Raw genomic sequence first — 19,949 nt, 5'->3', positions numbered from 1 at the left:
AGAAGAGGAACGGTAATGGCGACAGGTAAAATTGTACAAATCATCGGTGCGGTGATTGACGTCGAATTTCCACAAGATGCAGTACCAAAAGTTTATGATGCATTAAATGTTGAAACAGGTTTGACCCTTGAAGTTCAACAACAATTAGGTGGCGGTGTGGTACGTTGTATCGCATTAGGTGCTTCCGACGGTTTGAAACGTGGTTTGAAAGTAGAAAACACAAATGACCCGATTCAAGTACCGGTAGGAACGAAAACCCTTGGTCGAATTATGAATGTGTTGGGTGACCCAATTGATGAACAAGGTCCGATTGGTGAAGAAGAACGTTGGTCTATTCACCGTTCTGCACCAAGTTATGAAGAACAGTCCAACAGCACCGAATTATTAGAAACCGGTATCAAAGTTATCGACTTAATTTGTCCATTCGCGAAGGGTGGTAAAGTTGGTTTATTCGGTGGTGCAGGTGTAGGTAAAACCGTCAATATGATGGAGTTAATCCGTAATATTGCGATTGAGCACTCAGGTTACTCCGTATTTGCCGGTGTAGGTGAGCGTACCCGTGAAGGTAACGACTTCTACCACGAAATGAAAGATTCCAATGTATTGGATAAAGTATCTTTGGTTTACGGTCAAATGAATGAGCCACCGGGTAACCGTTTACGTGTTGCGTTAACCGGTTTAACCATGGCGGAAAAATTCCGTGATGAAGGTCGTGATGTATTATTCTTCGTGGATAATATCTATCGTTATACTCTTGCTGGTACTGAGGTATCTGCGCTTTTAGGTCGTATGCCATCAGCGGTAGGTTACCAACCGACCCTTGCTGAGGAAATGGGTGTATTACAAGAGCGTATTACTTCAACTAAAACAGGTTCTATCACGTCCGTACAAGCGGTTTACGTGCCTGCGGATGACTTGACTGACCCATCTCCGGCAACAACCTTTGCTCACTTAGACTCAACCGTTGTATTGAGCCGTCAAATTGCGTCTTTAGGTATTTATCCTGCGGTTGACCCATTAGATTCTACATCTCGTCAATTAGACCCGTTAGTTGTTGGTCAAGAGCATTATGATGTTGCTCGTGGCGTACAAGGTATCTTGCAACGTTATAAAGAATTGAAAGATATTATTGCGATTCTTGGTATGGATGAATTATCTGAAGAAGATAAATTGGTTGTAGCGCGTGCGCGTAAGATCGAGCGTTTCTTATCACAACCGTTCTTCGTTGCTGAAGTATTTAACGGCACACCAGGTAAATACGTTCCGTTAAAAGAAACCATTCGTGGCTTTAAAGGTATTTTAAACGGCGAATACGATCATGTTCCGGAACAAGCGTTCTACATGGTTGGTTCAATCGACGAAGCGCTAGAAAAAGCCAAAAATATGTAATCACTTCAAGCTGATGCATATCAAACTTGAAGGAGAAAAACATGGCAACATTTAATTTAACAGTCGTAAGTGCAGAACAAAAAATCTTTTCCGGTAATGTGAAAAGTGTTCAAGCAACAGGTATTGAGGGTGAACTCGGTGTTTTACCAGGGCACACCCCTTTATTGACGGCAATCAAGCCAGGTATTGTTAAATTTACTTTAGAAAATGATAGCGAACAAGTTATCTATGTTTCTGGTGGTTTTTTAGAAGTTCAACCAACGATTGTTACTGTTCTTGCTGATGTAGCAATTCGTGGTCAAGAGCTTGATAGCGAGAGAATTCTTGCTGCTAAGAAACGAGCGGAAGAAAATATTCGTCAACATCACCATGATGCTGATTATGAATTATTAATGTCTAAACTTTCTAAAGAATTGGCAAAACTTCGTGCTTACGAACTTACAGAAAAACTAGTGAAATCAAAACGCTAATTTTTTTGACCGCACTTTTAATCTGCACCTTAATCTCAGAAACTTTCTGGTTATTAAGGTGAAGGTTTTTTATATTCCACTTTCTATAAAAATAGGCACCGGTTGGTGCCTAATTTATTTCTGTTAATGAGCTATCTTGCTTTCCAATAATGCTTTAAATTCATCACGTTGTGTAGAATCGCTAAAAACATGGTCTGGTATGGCTAAAAATAAACCGGTACTAATTCGAATTATTAAGTAGCCATATTTATTTTCAATGTGATGAATACACTGATAATTATACAAAGTTTGGCAGGTGTTTATTCCAATATACAGCCCATCGTCTTGAATACGTACGGTTGTCTTTTCTTGCTCTATTCTATTAAATACTTGGCTTTGAATTGCTCGATTATTTAAATAAGGTCGAATTAAAACTGCATATATAAATGCTAATAGAGAAATGACAAGTAATATATATCCCACATAACAAGCCAAAATATTTTCATAATAACCATAAAAATATTCAGCCCAATCCATCATTACAAAGGCAATAAAACAGCTTGGAATCAGAAATAATAAATACAATAGGAAATCACCAATATGCATTATCTTACGAAATTTATTATGTTTATAAATATCACGACTTACTTTCCTAGCTACTTTAGAATAACTTTTATCTAATACAGGTTGATATGTAATTTCCATTTTATATTCCCATTTTGTTGTCACTTAAAAGTGCGGTCAATTTTTCCAATACTTTTTCCGGTGTAATATCGATCAAACTTTGATGATATCCTTCTGCACTGTCGGTGCTTTTACGCACTTTAATCAAATCGCCTTCAATTAAACGGATGATTTCGGCTTTATCTGACAGTGGCGGCGTATACGTTGGGCTGGTTGGGCCGTAAAGCGCCACCAATGGACGATCGGTGGCGGCGGCAATGTGCATTAAACCACTGTCGTTACTCACGATCGCTGTGCAGTGAGCAATTAAATCCACCGCCTGATTTAAATTTGTTTGTCCCGCTAAATTCAAACAAAACGGTTGTAGCTCGGTAGGCAATGCGTTACGAATTTGTTCGCCGGCTTCTACGTCTTTCGGCGAACCAAATAATTCCACCGCATAGCCTTTTTCAATCAGCATTTCCGCCAGTTTGGCGTAATGATAATGCGGCCAACGTTTTGCTGGGCCAAATTCTGCGCCCGGACAAAATCCAATAATCGGGCGATTGCCTAAAAGTGCGGTCTGTTTTTCAAATGTTTTTAAGGTTTCTGCCTGTTGGGTTGGCTCAACGGTTAAGTAAGGTTTTAAAACGGGAATATCTGCCGCCTTCGGCACCGCATCTTTCTCAAACGCCAATGCCACATAACGCTGCACCATCATCGGGTAATCCCGTTTGTTGTTACGTAAGTCATTGAGTAAAAAATAACGACTCTCCCCTTTCCAACCACGACGCACGGCAATTTTCGCAAATAAAGGGATAAACGTGGATTTTAAAGAGTTAGGCAAAACAATCGCCATGTCATACTGATGACGTAACGTTTTGCCTAAACGATAACGTTCACACAGCGCAAATTTGCCGTGCCCGAGCGGCATTTCAATAGCGTTACGCACTTCCGGCATGCGTGCCAGCAACGGCTTACACCAATTCGGTGCCATCACATCAATTTGGCAAGTTGGATATTGAATTTTAAGTTGTTGATATAAACTGTGCGACATCATCATATCGCCGACCCAAGAGGGGCCGATAATTAGGATATTCATGTTTTGCCTTATGCTAAAAGTGCGGTTAAAAAACGTAATGAATTTTAACCGCACTTTATTTTTGTTTTGAATAGCAAGGTGTAATTATTTATTCAACCACGCCATATATTCCGCTACGCCTTCTGCCACGGTTTTAAACGATTTGTCGTAGCCGGTAGCGCGGAGTTTGGTTAAATCCGCTTGCGTGTATTCTTGATAGCGGGATTTTAAATGTTCCGGGAATGGGATAGTTTCTACTTCGCCTTTGCCGTGGAATTTAATCACCGCTTTCGCTACTTCAGCAAAAGATTCCGCGTTTCCGGTACCACAGTTGAAAATACCGGAAATGCCATTTTGCCAACACCAAATGTTCACGGCAGCAACATCGCCCACATAGACGAAATCACGGCGGAAGTTCTCACTGCCGGCAAATAATTTTGGATTTTCACCTTTCAGTATTTGGTTGTTTAAATGGAAGGCTACGCTTGCCATGGAACCTTTGTGGCCTTCACGTGGGCCGTACACGTTGAAATAACGGAAGCCGCACACCGGTGATTGGGCTTCAGGTAAAATCGCGCGCACATATTGGTCGAATAAGAATTTGGAGTAGCCATACACGTTCAACGGACCTTCAAATTCACGTTCTTCACGGAATTCGGTTTTGTCGCCGTAAGTGGCGGCACTGGACGCGTAGAGGAACGGAATTTGGCGATCTAAGCAGTAATGCAACAACTCTTTAGAATATTCGTAGTTGTTATGCATGATGTATTTACCGTCCCATTCGGTGGTGGCGGAACATGCACCTTCATGGAAAACGGCATCGATGTCACCTAAATCATCACCGGCGATAATAGAGGCGATGAAATCTTCTTTGTCGCAATAATCGGCAATATCAAGATCCACTAAGTTAATGAATTTTGTACCGTCTTTTAAATTATCTACCACTAAAATGTCTTTGCGACCCATGTCATTTAATGCTTTGACGATGTTGCTGCCGATAAAGCCTGCGCCGCCTGTTACGATAATCATAGTTCTGTCCTTTTACTAAATAAAAAATTGTGATTCATTGTAATAGATTTGCCTGTCGAGGTAAAAGTATTCACAATCAAGCCCGGTTTGATTACTTACCTCTTTGGGGCTGTCGGAAAAGCCGACAATCAAAATGTGCGGTGCGTTTTAAAGACGTTTTCTTGGTTATAAAAACGTTGCCAAAAATAACCGCACTTTTAAGCCCCAATAGCTTGTCCACCCCGTTGTCGCCAAGTCCATTTTGCCATTATGCAAGATGATGATGGTTGGCGTAACGCCTACTTCCCATTGATTCGCCAACTCACCCTGCGGGTCGTTGACCGTAGTAAAACCATATTGATGCTCCGCCAGATAATCTGCTACCTCCTGCGTGGAACCTGAACGCAATGCAACGGAAACGACAGGATAGCCTTCTTTTGCCAGATCATTTATTGCCGGCGAAGTGTAGCGGCAATAACCGCACCAAGTTCCCCAAAAATAAAGGAGGGTCGGCTTGTCTTGCGCCAGTTGCGGCAGAAAAAACGGATTGCCCTGCAAATCGTATAATGCCGTGGTGTTGATGTTATCCGGCACGGTCGGTTTGCGAATAAAATCCAAAATACTGCTCATGATCACAAAGGTGAGCAATAAGGAAACGGCGTTTTTTAGTAATTTTTTGTAATTAATCGATTTCACGTCGATCTCTGGCTTCGTGTTTGGTACCTTTGGCTAACATTCTTAACTGTAAAATTAACCGCTCTTTTAGTTGTTCCCGTTCTGTTTTGCTCATGTCTAGTGCGTTGGCACCGGCGGTAAATACAATGGTCACCATGCCTTCTGCCTGCACATAAGCGATGTATTGGGAGTAATTGTTTTTACGTGCAATATATTCCGAAAGTTCATCGGTAAAATGTTTAATTTCCCGTGCGGCGGCGGTACGGAAGGCTTGCGAGGTACCGGAACTTTCCCGTAATAACAGGCGGAATACGTTTGGGCTGTTATTAATAAATTCAAAGAAAGTTTCCACTGAAATTACAATCACGCTACCACCGTTGGCAATGCGTTTGCGCGCCTGGCGCATGAGCTGCCGAAGAGTTAAGCCCGCTTCGTCCACCATCGTTAAGCCCAATTCGTCCATATCTCGGAAATGCCGATAAAACGAGGTCGGCGCAATACCGGCTTCACGGGAGACTTCCCTTAAACTTAGATTGGAAAAACTTTTTTCCGCCGTGAGTTGGTTAAAAGCCGCATCAATTAATGCGCGACGGGTTTTTTCTTTTTGTTGCGCGCGAATACCGACCATGGAGTGCTCCGTTAAGATAAAATAGATTTAACCGAATTAGCGACGGCATCTGCAATGCGCTCATAACGGGCGCGGAGCGGAGAACCGGGACGATAGACTAAAATGACATCACGAGAAGGTTCCGGCGAATGGCATGGTAAATATTTTACGCCGCCACGGGCCCCTTCACTTAATACTGCCAATTGCGGCATTAATGTCATGCCTGCATTGGCGGCCACCATGTTACGCAAGGTTTCTAAGCTTGTAGCCTGGAAGTGGGAATTTTCTTTTGCACCGGCAGTAAAGCAATAACCAAGGGCTTGGTTACGCAAGCAGTGGCCATCATCCAGCATTAACATTTCACGATCTTTTAGCATAGACATCGACATAGTGCTTTCTGTTGCCCAAGGGTGTTGTTCAGAAATGGCCAGTAACATTTTTTCAGTAAATAACGGCACCTCGATGAAAGGTTCTGTTTCACGTACGGAAGCAACAATAGCGCAGTCTAGGCGACCGGTTTCAAGCTGTTCCAATAATTGGTGGGTTTGTGCTTCGTACAGGAATAATTCCAATTCAGGAAAGGCTTGTTGTAGCGCAGGCACAATATGGGGCATTAAATAAGGCCCTATCGTTGGGATGACGCCGATATGTAGTGGGCCGGTCATTTCTTTGCCTTGATTACTCGCCATTTCTTTTAATAATTTTACTTCACGCAATATGGTTTTGGCTTGATTGACCAACAATAAACCCGATTGGGTGAACAACACCTTACGGCTGGTGCGTTCCAATAAAATAATGCCGAGTTCGTCTTCCAGCTTACGAATTTGTCCGCTTAATGTGGGTTGGCTCACATGACAAGAGTCTGCCGCACGACGAAAATGCTTGTGTTCGGCAAGTGCCACAAGGTATTCTAAATCGCGAATATTCATAGGTCCTCATTATAGAAAGTAACAATTAAAAGGATAGAATTAATTGATTGTGACTATATCATAATTTTACCTATAATTCACAGTATCTTTAGAGACAGCCTGCAGTTTAAGCGAAGTTTCTAATTCACAGCAACACTTATAGATAGGAGAAAAATCTATGTCTACTATGGAAGGAAAAAAAGTTCCTCAGGTTACATTCCGCACCCGTCAAGGCGACAAATGGGTTGACGTAACAACATCTGAATTATTTGATAACAAAACCGTCATCGTATTCTCATTACCGGGTGCATTCACACCAACTTGTTCTTCTTCTCACTTACCACGTTATAATGAATTAGCACCTGTATTCAAAAAATACGGCGTTGATGACATTCTTGTTGTTTCCGTGAACGATACTTTCGTAATGAACGCATGGAAAGAAGATGAAAAAGCCGAGAACATCACTTTTGTTCCGGATGGTAACGGTGAATTCACTGAAGGCATGGGTATGTTGGTAGGTAAAGAAGATTTAGGTTTCGGCAAACGTTCATGGCGTTATTCTATGCTGGTGAAAAACGGTGTAGTAGAAAAAATGTTCATTGAACCAAACGAACCGGGCGACCCATTCAAAGTATCTGATGCAGATACTATGTTGAAATTCATCGCACCACAACACCAAGTTCAAGAATCCATTGCGATCTTCACTAAACCTGGTTGTCCGTTCTGTGCGAAAGCAAAACAAATGTTACATGAAAAAGGCTTAAGTTTTGAAGAAATCGTGTTAGGTCATGATGCAACTATCGTAAGCGTACGTGCTGTTTCCGGTCGTGCGACTGTACCACAAGTGTTCATCGGTGGTAAACACATCGGTGGTAGCGATGATTTAGAAGCGTATTTCGCAAAATAATCCAATAATCATAACTATAAAACTCTTCTTTTTGGGCGCTAATCTAGCGCCCTTTTTTCTTTTTGTTTAAATATTAATTTTAACAAAATCTTTTTATAAATCCTTTGGGGGCAATGTCTTAAAAGATCTATACTATTGTCCTGATTTACTTTTTCGGAGTTGTTATGCCGGATCGTTCACCTAATATCACAACACATGATCCTTTCGGTAGTCTGTTGGGTTATGCACCCGGCGGCGTTGCCATTTATTCTTCGGACTACAACACGGTAGATGCGAAGGAATACCCTGACGACGCGGCTTTTCGTAGCTACCTTGGTGGTGAATATATGGGTTACAAATGGCAATGTGTGGAATTCGCTCGTCGCTATCTTTATCTAAATTACGGCATGGTGTTCACCGATGTTGGCATGGCGTATGAAATCTTTTCTCTTCGTTTTCTGCGGCAAGTGGTCAATGATGCTTTGTTGCCGCTACAAGCCTTTGCCAATGGCGGTAAGCGAGTGCCAGAATGTGGTGCATTGCTAATTTGGCAGGAAGGTGGTGAGTTCAAACATACTGGTCATGTAGCTATTATTACTGAAGTGCTGACAGACAGGGTACGCATTGCTGAGCAAAATGTAATTCATTCCCGTCTACCAAGCGGTCAACAATGGACCCGTGAATTACCGATGACAGTTACAGAAGATGGTTATCGCTTACAGGATACTTTTGATGATACCCAAATCCTTGGTTGGATGATTCAAACGGATAACGAGGAATTTAGCCTGCCGCAACCCATGACGGAACCGGATAAACTCAAAATTTATGCGGAACACATTGAAAATCAAGGACAGTTTTCAATAAACTGGCTTGATGAAACAAAACCGTTAGAGGCTGCTTATGTTAACGCAATGCAAGGACATATTGTGAATCATGGTGATCAATATCGTTATTTTGCGCTTTCTGAAAGCGCACAACATGAACTAATTCGTGCCACCAATGAGTTACATTTAATGTATTTGCATGCCACCGATAAGGTGCTCAAAGACGATAGTTTATTACAATATTTCAATATTCCGAAACTGCTTTGGCCTCGCCTGCGGTTATCTTGGCAAAATCGTCGTTATCAGACCATCAGTGGAAGATTGGATTTCTGTTTGGATGAGCGGGGTTTGAAAGTGTATGAATACAATGCCGATTCCGCGTCTTGTCATGCCGAAGCGGGAGCAATTTTGCCACGTTGGGCAAAACAAGCAGGTCTTAGCGCAGGGCATGATCCGAGTGAAGGCTTACGCAATGCATTAGCGGATAGTTGGAAACATAGCTGTGCCACGCCGCTAGTACACATTATGCAGGACCATGATGCAGAAGAAGAGTATCACGCTCTGTTTATGCGTGATGCGCTAACTCAAGCTGGTTTTAAAACGAAGATTATTCACGGTACAGAAGGACTACATTGGGATACGCGTGGACAATTATTAGACGATGAAAACCAACGAGTTCAAAGCGTATGGAAAACCTGGGCGTGGGAAACTGTGCTGGAACAATTACGCGAAGATACCACGGGTCGTGAGGTTGCCCCACCGATTCGTACTGGTTATCCGGAAGATAAAGTGCGGTTAATTGACGTGTTACTTCGACCAGAAGTGTTAGTTTATGAGCCCTTGTGGACGGCGATTCCGAGTAACAAAGCCATTTTACCGGTGTTGTGGTCACTGTTCCCGAATCACCGTTATCTGCTAGAAGCAGGATTTGAGCTCACACAGGAACTAATAGCCAACGGATATGCTCAAAAACCGATTGCTGGTCGACGCGGTGATAATGTGAAACTTATTGGCGAATGTAAAAGCGTGCTAGACAGTACAAATGGGCGTTTTGGTAAACAAGAGAACATTTATCAACAGTTATGGTGCTTGCCTAAAGTTGAAGATCTGTATGTGCAAGTGTGCACTTTCACCGTAGGTGGGCATTATGCCGGTAGCTGTTTACGTTCCGATCCAACCCGTGTGATTGTCGGTAATAGCGATATGCAACCATTGCGTATATTAAGTGATAAGGCATTTACACAGAAGATAAAATAGATTTAGAGAAGATCAAAATAGGCACCTTCAAGGTGCCTATTTTTATTTTAAAGTGCGGTGAAAAAATTTAACGTTTTTCAACCGATTTATTTTTTGTCTTTTGACTCAGCCGGCTCAACCTCAGCACCTTGCAACCAACCCGGAGCAACTTTACTCATATCCGGTAAGTTGTGTGCAATACCTTTATGGCAGTCAATACAGGTTTTGCCGTTTTCTTGAGCAAATTTATGCATTTTTTGCGCCACGGTTTTTTGTTGAGAGAAGTCCATGCGATCCATTTTATGGCAGTTACGACATTCTTGAGAATTGTTAGCTTTCATACGCGCCCATTCATTTTCCGCCATGTGTGGACGACGTGCGTTAAATTTCTCAAGCGTATCGGTTAAGCCCATATAATGAGCGTAAACCTCTTTAGCTGCGACCATTTTTCGCCACATTTTTGGACCAAACTCATGAGGAACGTGGCAATCCGGGCAGCTAGCGCCTACGCCTGTACGAGTTTGATAGTGCACGCTGTGTAAGTATTCCGGGTATGCGTCATTTGTATGGCAACCGGAACAGAATTGTTCCGTATTAGTTTGTTCTAAACCGTAGTTGAAGCCCACCCAAGATAAAATTCCGCCGATAAAAGATAGAACAATAATGGTTCCTACCGCGATACGGCTAGGCGATCTAAACCAACGCCAAAGTCGCATTAGAATATTTGGTTTTTTCTTTGACATAGTCACCTCTTAATTACTTACCGTAGCCTTTCATTGGTTTAAATTCATTTGGTACGATTGGCTCGACTTCTGACTGTGAAACATGGCACTGTAAGCAGAAGTAACGACGTGGTGATGAACTGGAGCCGATATTACCATCGCGATCCGCAAAGTGGGTCGGACTGATACGGGTTGCACCGGTGATACGAGATGCTTCAACACTGTGGCAGTTTAAGCATTGGTTAACATTTTTAGTGACCTGATAGTTTTTGACACTATGTGGCACCATTGGTGGTTGGTTAACATAATTTAATGCAGGTAATTCACTTTGTTTCGGTGCATCGTGGAATGCCGGTGCTACACTTTCCGGTGAATTATTGAAAAAGTCTCCGGCACCCTTGTTTGATTGTTCTGCCATAACAGACGTCGCAAACAATGCCACGAATACAGCACTGCTAAAAGCAAAGAGGTTTTTTCTAGTCATTTTAATCACTCCCCCGAATGATGGAAATTTTTTATTTTTATTGGTTTAAATTGACGACAGGAATATCGTTATTAAACCTATGGCTAAAGGTGAATACTTTTTCAGCGCAGACATCAATACAACGCCCGCAACTGATACAATCTTGCGAAAGCACAAGTAGGCTTTCATTATTTTTTCCGTGTAATGGTGAACGTAACACGTGAGGTTCCGGACAAACGTTGTAGCAATCCATGCAATTATCGCATCTTGCCCGGTCAATCACTTTAATCCGAAGCAGACTTTTTGCACCGATAACACCATACGTCGCACCAATTGGGCAAAGGTGTCCGCACCATCCGTGTTCGACAATGAATAAATCAAACAAGAAAACAACTAAGATTAACCAAGTTGTTGCGCCAAAGCTATAAATTAAGGCTCTTCCTAATGCGGCAACGGGATTGACCCATTCCCACAATAACAAGCCACTTACCGCACTGCCGACTAAAATCATCACTAAGATGGCATAGCGTAAAGTGCGAGGGACTTTTGCCGTTTGGCGAATACCTAGCTTGCGACGGATCCAAGCGGCGCAATCGGTCACGACATTTAACGGACAAACCCAACCGCAGAAAACCTTACTGCCCAACAATGCATAGGTTACAAAGATAATCAATGCACCACTGAGGGTTAGAATACCCGGTAAATGACCGCTAGCCAGGCTTTCCAAGGTAATCAACGGATCGCTTAACGGAATTATGTCGAAAAGCATACTTCCGCTATAATTGCCCTTTAAAATCCAAACGCCAAAATAAGGCCCACTTAAAAACATCAACAAAATGCTTAGTTGGCTTACACGTCGCCAAAATAAGAAGCGATTGGCGTACCACCAACCTAGTTTTTCTCTGGCTTCCCGCCCGGCAAGTTTCGGTGCATTAGCCATTACTTACCTCCTAATACCGGCGCCAAAATTGGCTCTGGGATTTCTTCCACGCCTGTTGCCGGAATGGCTCCGGCTGGTGGCGCTATACCATCCGGCAATCGGGTCGGCATGGAAATCAAATCGTCCGGAGCAAGAGAATGTCCTGCTTTCGATTTTTCTTCCCAACCCAAACGATAATGTTTACCCAACATACCTTTAGCTAGAGACATTGGTAATACTTTGATTGCCGCTTCTTCCAATACACAAGCCTGTTCACATTTACCGCAACCGGTACAAGCGTCAGAATGTACTGTCGGAATAAACACGGCGTGCTTACCGGTACGTTCATTACGGTGGCGTTCTAACGTGATGGCTTTGTCAATTAACGGACAAACCCGATAACATACATCACAACGTAAGCCTTGCCAGTTAAGACAGGTTTCATGATCCAGTAATACGGAAAGCCCCATACGGGATTCATTAATATCCTGCGCATCACGATCTAACGCGCCGCTTGGGCAGGCATGCGCACAAGGAATGTCCGGACACATTTCGCAAGGTTTATCCCGCGCAATAAAATACGGTGTGCCGGCTTCCATAGGTGAAAGCAACGACGCCAAATGCAACATGTCGTACGGGCAAGCTTGCACACATTGACCGCAACGAATGCAGGCGGCAGCAAACTTCTCGTCATCCTCAATGGCAAACGGCGGACGCAATGCCACCCCTTCACGGGCTAAACTTTGTTTTTGTTGTAAACCTAATAAGAAGCCGAGCCCAACTAAACCACCCGCAGTACGGGTTGCTTCTTTGAGGAATTTTCGGCGCTCAGGTGTTACAGTTGATTTTTTCATTGTCTTAATGACCGCACCATAAAGTGCGGTCTGTTTTCTCACCGTTTTTTTAAGCTTTTTCCACTTTTACCGCACATTTCTTAAAGTCGGTTTCTTTGGAAATTGGGTCAGTTGCATCCAATGTTAACTTATTGGCTAACTGTCCTGCGTCAAAGAAGGTGGTGTAAACCAAGCCTTCCGGTACTTTATTACGACCACGGGTATCTAAGTAAGAAATCATTTCACCGCGACGTGAGGCGATTTTAATCTTATCGCCATGGCGTAATCCGCGTTTTTGCGCATCGTTCGGGTGCATCCAAACAACATTATTCGGGAAGGAACGGTGCAATTCCGGTACACGACGGGTCATTGTACCTGTGTGCCAGTGCTCTAATACACGGCCGGTACATAACCATAAATCGTATTCAGCATCCGGTGATTCTGCTGGTGGTTCATAAGGCACAGCAAGAATAATCGCTTTTTTATCCGGGTAACCGTAGAACGCCACACCTTCACCTTCTTTAACGTACGGGTCATAACCTTCACGGTAACGCCATAAGGTTTCTTTACCGTCCACAACCGGCCAACGCAAACCACGTGCCTTGTGATACATATCGAACGGCGCTAAGTCATGACCATGACCACGACCGAATGATGCGTATTCTTCAAACAATCCTTTATGTAAATAGAAACCAAAATAATGAGATTCATCGTTTAATTGACCTTCAGCAAGATCGCTTAGTGGGAATTTATCTACTTGACCGTTGCGATACAATACTTCATATAAGGTTTTACCTTTATATTCCGGATTTTTCTCTAAAATTTCTGCCGGCCACATTTCATCGGTAGTGAAATATTTAGAGAATTCCACTAACTGCCATACGTCAGATTTTGCTTCACCCGGCGCTTTCACTTGTTGACGCCAGAATTGGGTACGACGCTCTGCGTTACCATAAGCGCCTTCTTTTTCTACCCACATTGCTGTTGGAAGCATTAAATCAGCCGCTAAGCAGGAAACAGTTGGGTATGGGTCGGAAACCACGATAAAGTTATCCGGATTACGCCAGCCCGGGAAGGTTTCCTCGTTGATATTTGGACCGCCTTGCATATTATTGGTACACATTTGCCATAACACACGCATTTTGCCGTCTTTTAATGCACGGCTTTGCGCAACGGCATGGAAACCTAACACGTCTGTAATTAATCCTGCAGGCAATTTCCAAATTTTTTCTGCAATTTCACGGTGTTTTGGATTGGTCACCACTAAGTCGGCCGGTAAACGATGGATAAATGTACCCACTTCACGCGCTGTACCACAAGCAGATGGTTGACCGGTTAAGGAGAATGGTCCACAACCCGGAATAGAAATTTTTCCGGTTAATAGATGGATGTTATAGATTAACTGGTTTGCCCACACACCACGTGTATGTTGGTTAAAGCCCATGGTCCAATAAGACACCACTTTACGTTTTGGATCCGCATACAATTTCGCAAGCTCTTCCAATACATCTTTAGGCACGCCTGACATTTCGTGAGCTTTATCTAAGGTGTATTCAGAAACTAAAGCTTTTAATTCTTCGAAGTTACTGTCATACATCTTACCGCTGTTTGGATTTTTAGCGGCTTTTTGTAATGGGTGATTATCACGTAAACCATAACCGATATCGGTTTCACCACGTTTAAATTTGGTATGTTTATTAACGAAATCCCAGTTAATGGCATCGTTTTGAATTAAGTAATTGATAATGTAGTTTAAAATAACCAAGTCCGTTTGCGGTTTGAAGATTAAACCATAATCGGCTAATTCGAAACTACGGTGTTCATAGGTGGAAAGTACCGCCACTTTAACATCCGGATTGGATAATCGACGGTCAGTAATACGGGACCATAAGATCGGGTGCATTTCAGCCATGTTGGAACCCCAAAGCACAAAAGCTTCGGCATTTTCGATGTCGTTATAACAACCCATCGGTTCATCCATACCGAAAGTACGCATGAATGCGACCGCCGCAGATGCCATACAGTGACGGGCATTTGGGTCGATATTGTTAGAACGGAAACCGGCTTTCCAAAGTTTGGCTTTGGCATAACCTTCAAAGATGGTGGTTTGACCGGAACTGAACATTCCCACACCGTTTGGACCTAATTCTTTTACGGCAGCTTTGAATTTTTCTGCCATGGTTTTAAACGCTACATCCCAACTAACTGGTGTGAAATCGCCATTCTTATCGTATTTACCGTCTTTCATACGTAACATTGGCTGGGTTAAGCGGTCTTTACCGTACATAATTTTCGGTAAGAAGTAACCTTTGATACAGTTTAAACCACGGTTTACTTCTGCATCCGGGTCGCCTTGTGATGCCACGACACGACCATCTTTGGTTCCCACTAATACGGCACAACCGGTACCGCAGAAACGACAAACCGCCTTATCCCATTTAATTTCGGATTCGGTAGCTTCTACATTTTTCACCGGAATCGCTAATCCGGCAGCCGTTGCTGCAGCCATGGCGGCATTAGCTTTCATAAAGTCTCTACGACTTAAATTCATAGTGTTTTCCCCCCACTATATGATTTTTGAGTTATTCAGGCTGTTCATCTTGTTGATGATAAATCAGCGAAACGGTAATAACACCGTCAATATCTTTCACAGATTCCATGTTTTTAAGCAAGATATGCTGATCGTGAGATTGCATAACAGCAACAATCTTTCCTATTTTTTCATCAAAGGTCGGAACTTCTGTGTGCGGAATAGCTAAAAGTGCGGTACGAATTGCGGCTATTTTTTTGGGGTTTCCTTGCACCACCAAACCGACTACGTGCCAATCTTTCGCTTCTTCCATGGTTAAAATATCTGTTTTATTCATTTTTATTTGAATTGGTTGTTTCCACTGTGCCAATTAGGCAACACTGAATGTAATCACTGCAACAGGCGTTTCAATAAATGATGTTATTGGTAACCTATTTTTAGGCCTTGCATATTAATTGGTTGCTGGGTAATTAATATCACTATAAAGGGGTATTTTGGTTTAAATATGTATCCGTTTTGCTTTAGATCAAATTTGCTTTCCATCTTTTATTTTCAGGGGCTACCAAAAATATTCCGCTAAAATCCACCGCACTTTTTTGCTACACTAACCCAATCTATATTAGAAAGGTTTTCTATGGTTAAAATTAAACATTCCGTTTCTACCCGTATTGCCAACTATCTTATTGTTATTATTATCTTTGTTGGTGTGATTGCATCTTTAAGTTTCGCTTTAATGGCGGGCAATAAATCGTATGCGGAAGCCATTAATGTGTCCGGCTCGTTGCGTATGCAGAGTTATCGCTTGCTGTATGAAATGGAACATGAACCGGAATCAGTAGAAAAAAGTTTGCGACAATATCGTGAAAGTCTGCATTCACAATCACTGTTAGATATTCATCATCAATTTTTTGTTTCTGAAGACGTGAAATCCTCTTACAACAATCTCATTAAGCGTTGGGAGAAGATGGAATCATTAGCGAAGCAAAAAAATCTTGTTGAATATAAACATCATATTGCCAACTATGTGGCGCAAGTAGATCAATTTGTGTCAGCGTTGCAATATTCTGCCGAACAGCGTTGGATTTTGGCGGTGTGGGTGATCGCCTTGTCATTATTGTTGATTTTTGTGATGGTTTCGTATGTGAACTGGTACACCCGCAAGGCAGTGGTGCGTCCGTTGGAACAACTGACTAAGGCCAGTATTCAAGTGCAAATGGGGCAATTTAAACATATCCCGTTAGATGTAAATAAAGAAGATGAAATTGGCAATTTGGCGCGTACGTTTACCAAAATGTCTTCCGAATTGGGTAAGTTATATTCCAGCCTAGAAGCGACAGTGAATGAAAAAACACAAAAGTTACAACAAACCAATCGCTCTTTAACCACGTTGTACCATTGCTCACAACTGGTTACCACCAATAATATTAACGGCAAGATTTTACAAATGGTGATGCAAAATATTATGAGCAGCGAACACTTGCGTTATTTAGAATTAAAAGTGTTGGATGCGGAGCATTGGAACATTTGCCTTGGTACGAAACAACCGTTAATCGAATGTCAGCAAACCGAAGTGAGCATGGAAGGCGAAACCTTGGCTATTTTACACTGGCAGGCGGGGTTGCCTTGCCCGGATTTGCGCACCATGAACAACTTGGCGCAAATGCTTAGTCGTTCTCTCTATTTCCATAAAACCCAACGTCAGCAAGAGCAATTGTTGTTAATGGAAGAACGTTCTATTATTGCACGTGAGCTACATGATTCTTTGGCGCAGGTGTTGGCTTTTTTACAAATTCAATTAACTCTGTTAAAACACAATTTGCACAAAGACGAACCGGATTCCAAAAAGAAAAGCTTGTCGATTATTCAGCAATTTGAACAAGCCCTGAGTGATGGTTATAGCCAATTGCGCGAGCTGCTGGCGACCTTCCGTTTAACCATTCAGGAAGCAAATTTAAAACTGGCATTGGAGCAAGTGATTGATTCCTTACGCAATCAAACCGACATGCAAATGAGCGTGGATTGTACGTTGCCATCGCAAAGCTTTAATGCGCCACAGTTGGTGAATGCGTTGCAAATTGTGCGTGAAGCGGTATTAAATGCCATTAAACACTCGCAGGGCACCTTAATTGAGGTGATTGCGCATACAAACGAAGATGGCGAATACGAACTCATTGTGCGCGATAACGGTGTGGGGATTCCAAGTTTGGAAGAACCTGACGGACATTACGGCTTAAACATCATGCAAGAGCGCAGTGCGCAACTTAATGCCAAATTAACAATTTCTCCTCGAGTAAGTGGCGGCACGGAAGTGAAAGTCACTTTGGCTCACGTGTTATCTTAAAAGGACGGATACATGCAAAATTTACAACCTTTTCATACGTTTTCTCTTCCCGCGAAAGCCAAAAAGATCATTGAGATTCACTCTATTCCGGAATTGCAACAGGCTTGGCAAGACTGCTTAGTGGAGCAGTTGCCGGTGCTTTTTTTAGGGCAAGGCAGCAATGTGCTATTTGTAGAGGACTTTGACGGCGCTGTCTTACTTAATCGTATGCTTGGCATTGAACATCGGGAAGATGCGGATTTTCATTATTTACACGTTAATGGTGGGGATGTGTGGCATGACTTGGTGAGATGGAGCATCGAGCAGGGTTATTATGGTTTGGAAAATCTAGCGCTCATTCCCGGCTGTGCGGGGTCTGCGCCGATTCAAAATATCGGCGCTTATGGCGTGGAATTTAAAGATGTATGTGATTATGTGGAAGTGATTAACCTTCAGTCCGGCGAGCTGTTTCGCCTAACCAATGCCGAATGTGAATTTGGTTATCGGGAAAGCGTATTTAAGCATAAATATGCTCAAGGTTATGTGGTGACTGCCGTTGGGTTGAAGTTAGCGAAGGCATGGAAACCGGTGTTGAAATACGGCAATTTAGCCAATCTGGATAAAAGTGCGGTCACTTCTGCGGACGTTTTTGCCGAAATTTGTGCCGTGCGTCAAAGTAAATTGCCGGATCCGAAAGAATTTGGCAACGCAGGGAGTTTCTTTAAGAACCCGGTGATTCCTGCACAACAATTTGAGCGATTACAACAAGAATATGCGACGATCCCACATTTTCCGCAACCTGATGGCAGCATAAAATTAGCCGCAGGTTGGCTTATCGATCAATGTGGCTTGAAAGGCTTCCAAATCGGCGGCGCAGCAGTGCATCAGCAACAGGCGTTAGTTTTGATTAATAAAGGCAATGCCACGGCTTCTGATGTTGTAGAGCTTGCCCATCATATTTATCAGCTTGTGGCATTGCGTTTTGATGTTCGCCTGCAACCGGAAGTGCGCTTTATCGGAAAACGGGGCGAAGTTGATAGCCAACAAACTATTCGTTAGTTTTTCAACCTCTTACCGAAGGAAACCTTATGGATTTTAAAACAATATTAGCTACATTACCTTCTATTGATCATCTTTCCGGATTAACCGTTTTGGACAACGGAACGATGGTTCATCATATTCCTGCCGTCGCGGGTAAGTTGGGTTCGCTACGGGTGTACAATGCCTTAGCCCAAGAATTTAACGGAAAATTAGACCGCACTTCGGCACAGAAAGGATTGCAACTCTTCGCCGAACACACGCAAGATGCCTGCGAAAATACAGGAAAACACCCAAATATTGATTTGTTGTTGCGCGTTATTGAACAAGACTTGTGTTATCAAATTGAGGCAAATTAATGGAACAGCAAAAACCTTTTCCTATTCCGGTCAGTTATTTCAGTATCGTTTTAGGTTTATCCGCATTAGGCTTGGCTTGGCGTTATGGCGCACATGCGGTGGCCCTGCCGGCGATGGTTGGTGAAACGTTACTTGGTTTGGCAACCGTCATTTGGGTGATATTTATTGTCGCTTATGGCGTGAAATGGTTGCGTTTCCGACATCAGGCCAAAGAAGAATTGCAGAATTTAATTCAGTGCTGTTTTATCAGCTTGATTCCGATTACCACCATTTTAATTGGCTTGGCAGCATTGCCGTATGGGTTCTCATTGTCTGTTGGGTTAATTACATTAGGTATCATCGGGCAGTTGGTTTTTGCGGCTTACCGTGCTGCCGGGTTGTGGCGTGGTATTCATAAAGCGGAAGCCACAACACCGATTATGTACTTGCCGACGGTGGCAACCAATTTTGTCAGCGGCACCGCATTAGGCTATTTAGGCTACAGCGAGGTCGGCATGCTCTTTTTGGGCGCCGGCGTGTTTTCATGGCTCAGTCTTGAGCCGGCAATTTTGCATCGCTTACGCAATTTAGAACCTGTTGCGCCTGTCGTTCGTCCGGCGATTGGCATTCAACTTGCTCCGGCCTTTGTGGGTTGTTCCACTTACTTGGCGTTAAATGGTGGCGAAGTGGATTTACTGGTGAAGCTACTTATCGGTTATGGCGTATTGCAATTATTGTTCTTAATTCGCTTGCTACCTTGGATTTTCCAAAATGGTTTCACGGTTTCATTTTGGGCGTTCTCTTTTGGACTGGCGTCTATGGCAAACGTGGGATTGCATTTATACCAAGGTACTGTAGATATTATTCTAGGTGTTGTCGGTTTATCCCTGTTTTGGTTTGCTTCAATGATGATTGGACTATTGATTTTAGGGACGCTTTACCTCATTATGTGCGGACGTTTTTTTGTGAAGTAAAAGAACTTTTAGGGTAAAACTTGGTCATATAAACTATGGAAAAAGGGATTTCAATTGCTAAAACCGATTGAATTTCTCATAGATTG

At 42.8% G+C, this 19,949-nt stretch carries 20 protein-coding genes; 8 read left to right on the top strand and 12 right to left on the bottom strand.

The genetic code is table 11. The annotated features are described in order from the left end of the window. Positions 1-15: 15 nt before the first annotated feature. Positions 16-1,389: a F0F1 ATP synthase subunit beta gene (atpD, locus tag DK428_RS04545; RefSeq protein ID WP_006719891.1), complete on the top strand. Its 1,374-nt coding sequence runs from the start codon at positions 16-18 to the stop codon at positions 1,387-1,389. Positions 1,390-1,430: 41 nt separating this feature from the next. Next, the gene (locus DK428_RS04540; protein ID WP_109064886.1) at positions 1,431-1,859 is read left to right on the top strand and encodes a F0F1 ATP synthase subunit epsilon; all 429 of its coding nucleotides are present in this window, start codon (positions 1,431-1,433) and stop codon (positions 1,857-1,859) included. Positions 1,860-1,982: 123 nt separating this feature from the next. On the opposite strand, the gene DK428_RS04535 is transcribed toward DK428_RS04540, so the two are convergent. The 6 genes from DK428_RS04535 to oxyR all read right to left on the bottom strand — a co-directional run bounded on the left by DK428_RS04535 (position 1,983) and on the right by oxyR (position 6,801). Then, the gene (locus tag DK428_RS04535) at positions 1,983-2,543 is read right to left on the bottom strand and encodes a hypothetical protein (protein WP_109064885.1); all 561 of its coding nucleotides are present in this window, start codon (positions 2,541-2,543) and stop codon (positions 1,983-1,985) included. A 1-nt stretch (position 2,544) separates the two neighbouring features. After that, entirely contained in the window at positions 2,545-3,603 is a 1,059-nt protein-coding gene (gene waaF / locus DK428_RS04530) for a lipopolysaccharide heptosyltransferase II (protein ID WP_109064884.1), read from the bottom strand. A gap of 84 nt (positions 3,604-3,687) precedes the next feature. Continuing rightward, positions 3,688-4,611 (bottom strand): ADP-glyceromanno-heptose 6-epimerase, encoded by a 924-nt coding sequence (gene rfaD, locus DK428_RS04525; RefSeq protein WP_109064883.1) that lies wholly within the window; start codon positions 4,609-4,611, stop codon positions 3,688-3,690. 165 nt (positions 4,612-4,776) lie between these two features. Continuing rightward, positions 4,777-5,277 carry a protein disulfide oxidoreductase gene (locus DK428_RS04520; RefSeq protein WP_109064945.1) on the bottom strand — a complete coding sequence of 167 codons (501 nt, stop codon included), beginning with the start codon at positions 5,275-5,277 and terminating at the stop codon, positions 4,777-4,779. After that, complete coding sequence (fabR, locus tag DK428_RS04515; RefSeq protein ID WP_050692845.1) at positions 5,273-5,893, bottom strand: HTH-type transcriptional repressor FabR; 621 nt, start codon at positions 5,891-5,893, stop codon at positions 5,273-5,275. Before fabR ends, DK428_RS04520 begins: the two co-directional genes overlap by 5 nt. Positions 5,894-5,904: 11 nt before the next feature. Beyond that, the gene (oxyR, locus tag DK428_RS04510; RefSeq protein WP_109064882.1) at positions 5,905-6,801 is read right to left on the bottom strand and encodes a DNA-binding transcriptional regulator OxyR; all 897 of its coding nucleotides are present in this window, start codon (positions 6,799-6,801) and stop codon (positions 5,905-5,907) included. Positions 6,802-6,958: 157 nt separating this feature from the next. On the opposite strand from oxyR, the gene pgdx reads away from it, so the two are divergent. Next, a complete protein-coding gene (pgdx, locus tag DK428_RS04505) occupies positions 6,959-7,687 on the top strand; it encodes a hybrid peroxiredoxin PGdx (protein ID WP_109064881.1) in 729 nt (242 codons plus the stop codon). Between the two features lie 164 nt (positions 7,688-7,851). After that, positions 7,852-9,747, top strand: a complete 1,896-nt coding sequence (gss, locus tag DK428_RS04500) for a bifunctional glutathionylspermidine amidase/synthase (RefSeq protein ID WP_109064880.1) — start codon at positions 7,852-7,854, stop codon at positions 9,745-9,747. 86 nt (positions 9,748-9,833) lie between these two features. Here the strand turns inward: gss and DK428_RS04495 are convergent, their stop codons facing one another. Genes DK428_RS04495 through DK428_RS04470 form a run of 6 tightly spaced genes read right to left on the bottom strand, consistent with a single transcriptional unit; the run spans position 9,834 to position 15,530 of the window. Then, on the bottom strand, positions 9,834-10,469 hold the full coding sequence (locus DK428_RS04495) for a NapC/NirT family cytochrome c (RefSeq protein WP_109064879.1): 636 nt from the start codon (positions 10,467-10,469) through the stop codon (positions 9,834-9,836). A gap of 13 nt (positions 10,470-10,482) precedes the next feature. Beyond that, a complete protein-coding gene (locus DK428_RS04490) occupies positions 10,483-10,932 on the bottom strand; it encodes a nitrate reductase cytochrome c-type subunit (RefSeq protein WP_109064878.1) in 450 nt (149 codons plus the stop codon). A 37-nt stretch (positions 10,933-10,969) separates the two neighbouring features. Further along, a complete protein-coding gene (gene napH, locus DK428_RS04485; RefSeq protein ID WP_109064877.1) occupies positions 10,970-11,851 on the bottom strand; it encodes a quinol dehydrogenase ferredoxin subunit NapH in 882 nt (293 codons plus the stop codon). Next, complete coding sequence (gene napG, locus DK428_RS04480; protein ID WP_109059531.1) at positions 11,851-12,684, bottom strand: ferredoxin-type protein NapG; 834 nt, start codon at positions 12,682-12,684, stop codon at positions 11,851-11,853. The genes napH and napG overlap by 1 nt, the downstream gene beginning before the upstream one ends. A 49-nt stretch (positions 12,685-12,733) precedes the next feature. Further along, a complete protein-coding gene (napA, locus tag DK428_RS04475; RefSeq protein ID WP_109064876.1) occupies positions 12,734-15,214 on the bottom strand; it encodes a nitrate reductase catalytic subunit NapA in 2,481 nt (826 codons plus the stop codon). Between the two features lie 31 nt (positions 15,215-15,245). Continuing rightward, positions 15,246-15,530, bottom strand: a complete 285-nt coding sequence (locus DK428_RS04470; RefSeq protein ID WP_109064875.1) for a chaperone NapD — start codon at positions 15,528-15,530, stop codon at positions 15,246-15,248. Between the two features lie 297 nt (positions 15,531-15,827). Between DK428_RS04470 and narQ the strand changes: the two genes are divergently transcribed. The 4 genes from narQ to tehA are packed head-to-tail and all read left to right on the top strand — an operon-like array spanning position 15,828 to position 19,863. Beyond that, positions 15,828-17,534 carry a nitrate/nitrite two-component system sensor histidine kinase NarQ gene (gene narQ, locus DK428_RS04465; protein WP_109064874.1) on the top strand — a complete coding sequence of 569 codons (1,707 nt, stop codon included), beginning with the start codon at positions 15,828-15,830 and terminating at the stop codon, positions 17,532-17,534. A gap of 12 nt (positions 17,535-17,546) precedes the next feature. Further along, the gene (gene murB / locus DK428_RS04460) at positions 17,547-18,572 is read left to right on the top strand and encodes a UDP-N-acetylmuramate dehydrogenase (protein WP_109064873.1); all 1,026 of its coding nucleotides are present in this window, start codon (positions 17,547-17,549) and stop codon (positions 18,570-18,572) included. 29 nt (positions 18,573-18,601) lie between these two features. Further along, positions 18,602-18,910: a DUF2322 family protein gene (locus DK428_RS04455; protein ID WP_109064872.1), complete on the top strand. Its 309-nt coding sequence runs from the start codon at positions 18,602-18,604 to the stop codon at positions 18,908-18,910. Beyond that, entirely contained in the window at positions 18,910-19,863 is a 954-nt protein-coding gene (tehA, locus tag DK428_RS04450) for a dicarboxylate transporter/tellurite-resistance protein TehA (RefSeq protein ID WP_109064871.1), read from the top strand. Before DK428_RS04455 ends, tehA begins: the two co-directional genes overlap by 1 nt. Positions 19,864-19,949 lie beyond the last annotated feature (86 nt).

The sequence above is a fragment of the Aggregatibacter kilianii genome (genome assembly GCF_003130255.1).
In the GTDB taxonomy this organism is placed as follows: domain Bacteria; phylum Pseudomonadota; class Gammaproteobacteria; order Enterobacterales; family Pasteurellaceae; genus Aggregatibacter; species Aggregatibacter kilianii.
The sequence above is the reverse complement of the archived record's forward strand: the minus strand, read 5'-3'. Positions and strand labels throughout refer to the sequence as shown.

Excerpts from the sequence above, each read along its gene's own strand:
- napG (WP_109059531.1), bottom strand. The coding sequence starts at position 12,684 with ATGAAAAAATCAACTGTAACACCTGAGCGCCGAAAATTCCTCAAAGAA.
- atpD (WP_006719891.1), top strand. The coding sequence starts at position 16 with ATGGCGACAGGTAAAATTGTACAAATCATCGGTGCGGTGATTGACGTC.
- pgdx (WP_109064881.1), top strand. The coding sequence starts at position 6,959 with ATGTCTACTATGGAAGGAAAAAAAGTTCCTCAGGTTACATTCCGCACC.
- narQ (WP_109064874.1), top strand. The coding sequence starts at position 15,828 with ATGGTTAAAATTAAACATTCCGTTTCTACCCGTATTGCCAACTATCTT.
- DK428_RS04495 (WP_109064879.1), bottom strand. The coding sequence starts at position 10,469 with ATGTCAAAGAAAAAACCAAATATTCTAATGCGACTTTGGCGTTGGTTT.
- DK428_RS04535 (WP_109064885.1), bottom strand. The coding sequence starts at position 2,543 with ATGGAAATTACATATCAACCTGTATTAGATAAAAGTTATTCTAAAGTA.
- gss (WP_109064880.1), top strand. The coding sequence starts at position 7,852 with ATGCCGGATCGTTCACCTAATATCACAACACATGATCCTTTCGGTAGT.
- tehA (WP_109064871.1), top strand. The coding sequence starts at position 18,910 with ATGGAACAGCAAAAACCTTTTCCTATTCCGGTCAGTTATTTCAGTATC.
- oxyR (WP_109064882.1), bottom strand. The coding sequence starts at position 6,801 with ATGAATATTCGCGATTTAGAATACCTTGTGGCACTTGCCGAACACAAG.
- fabR (WP_050692845.1), bottom strand. The coding sequence starts at position 5,893 with ATGGTCGGTATTCGCGCGCAACAAAAAGAAAAAACCCGTCGCGCATTA.
- napA (WP_109064876.1), bottom strand. The coding sequence starts at position 15,214 with ATGAATTTAAGTCGTAGAGACTTTATGAAAGCTAATGCCGCCATGGCT.
- DK428_RS04470 (WP_109064875.1), bottom strand. The coding sequence starts at position 15,530 with ATGAATAAAACAGATATTTTAACCATGGAAGAAGCGAAAGATTGGCAC.
- rfaD (WP_109064883.1), bottom strand. The coding sequence starts at position 4,611 with ATGATTATCGTAACAGGCGGCGCAGGCTTTATCGGCAGCAACATCGTC.
- waaF (WP_109064884.1), bottom strand. The coding sequence starts at position 3,603 with ATGAATATCCTAATTATCGGCCCCTCTTGGGTCGGCGATATGATGATG.
- DK428_RS04455 (WP_109064872.1), top strand. The coding sequence starts at position 18,602 with ATGGATTTTAAAACAATATTAGCTACATTACCTTCTATTGATCATCTT.
- DK428_RS04490 (WP_109064878.1), bottom strand. The coding sequence starts at position 10,932 with ATGACTAGAAAAAACCTCTTTGCTTTTAGCAGTGCTGTATTCGTGGCA.
- murB (WP_109064873.1), top strand. The coding sequence starts at position 17,547 with ATGCAAAATTTACAACCTTTTCATACGTTTTCTCTTCCCGCGAAAGCC.
- napH (WP_109064877.1), bottom strand. The coding sequence starts at position 11,851 with ATGGCTAATGCACCGAAACTTGCCGGGCGGGAAGCCAGAGAAAAACTA.
- DK428_RS04540 (WP_109064886.1), top strand. The coding sequence starts at position 1,431 with ATGGCAACATTTAATTTAACAGTCGTAAGTGCAGAACAAAAAATCTTT.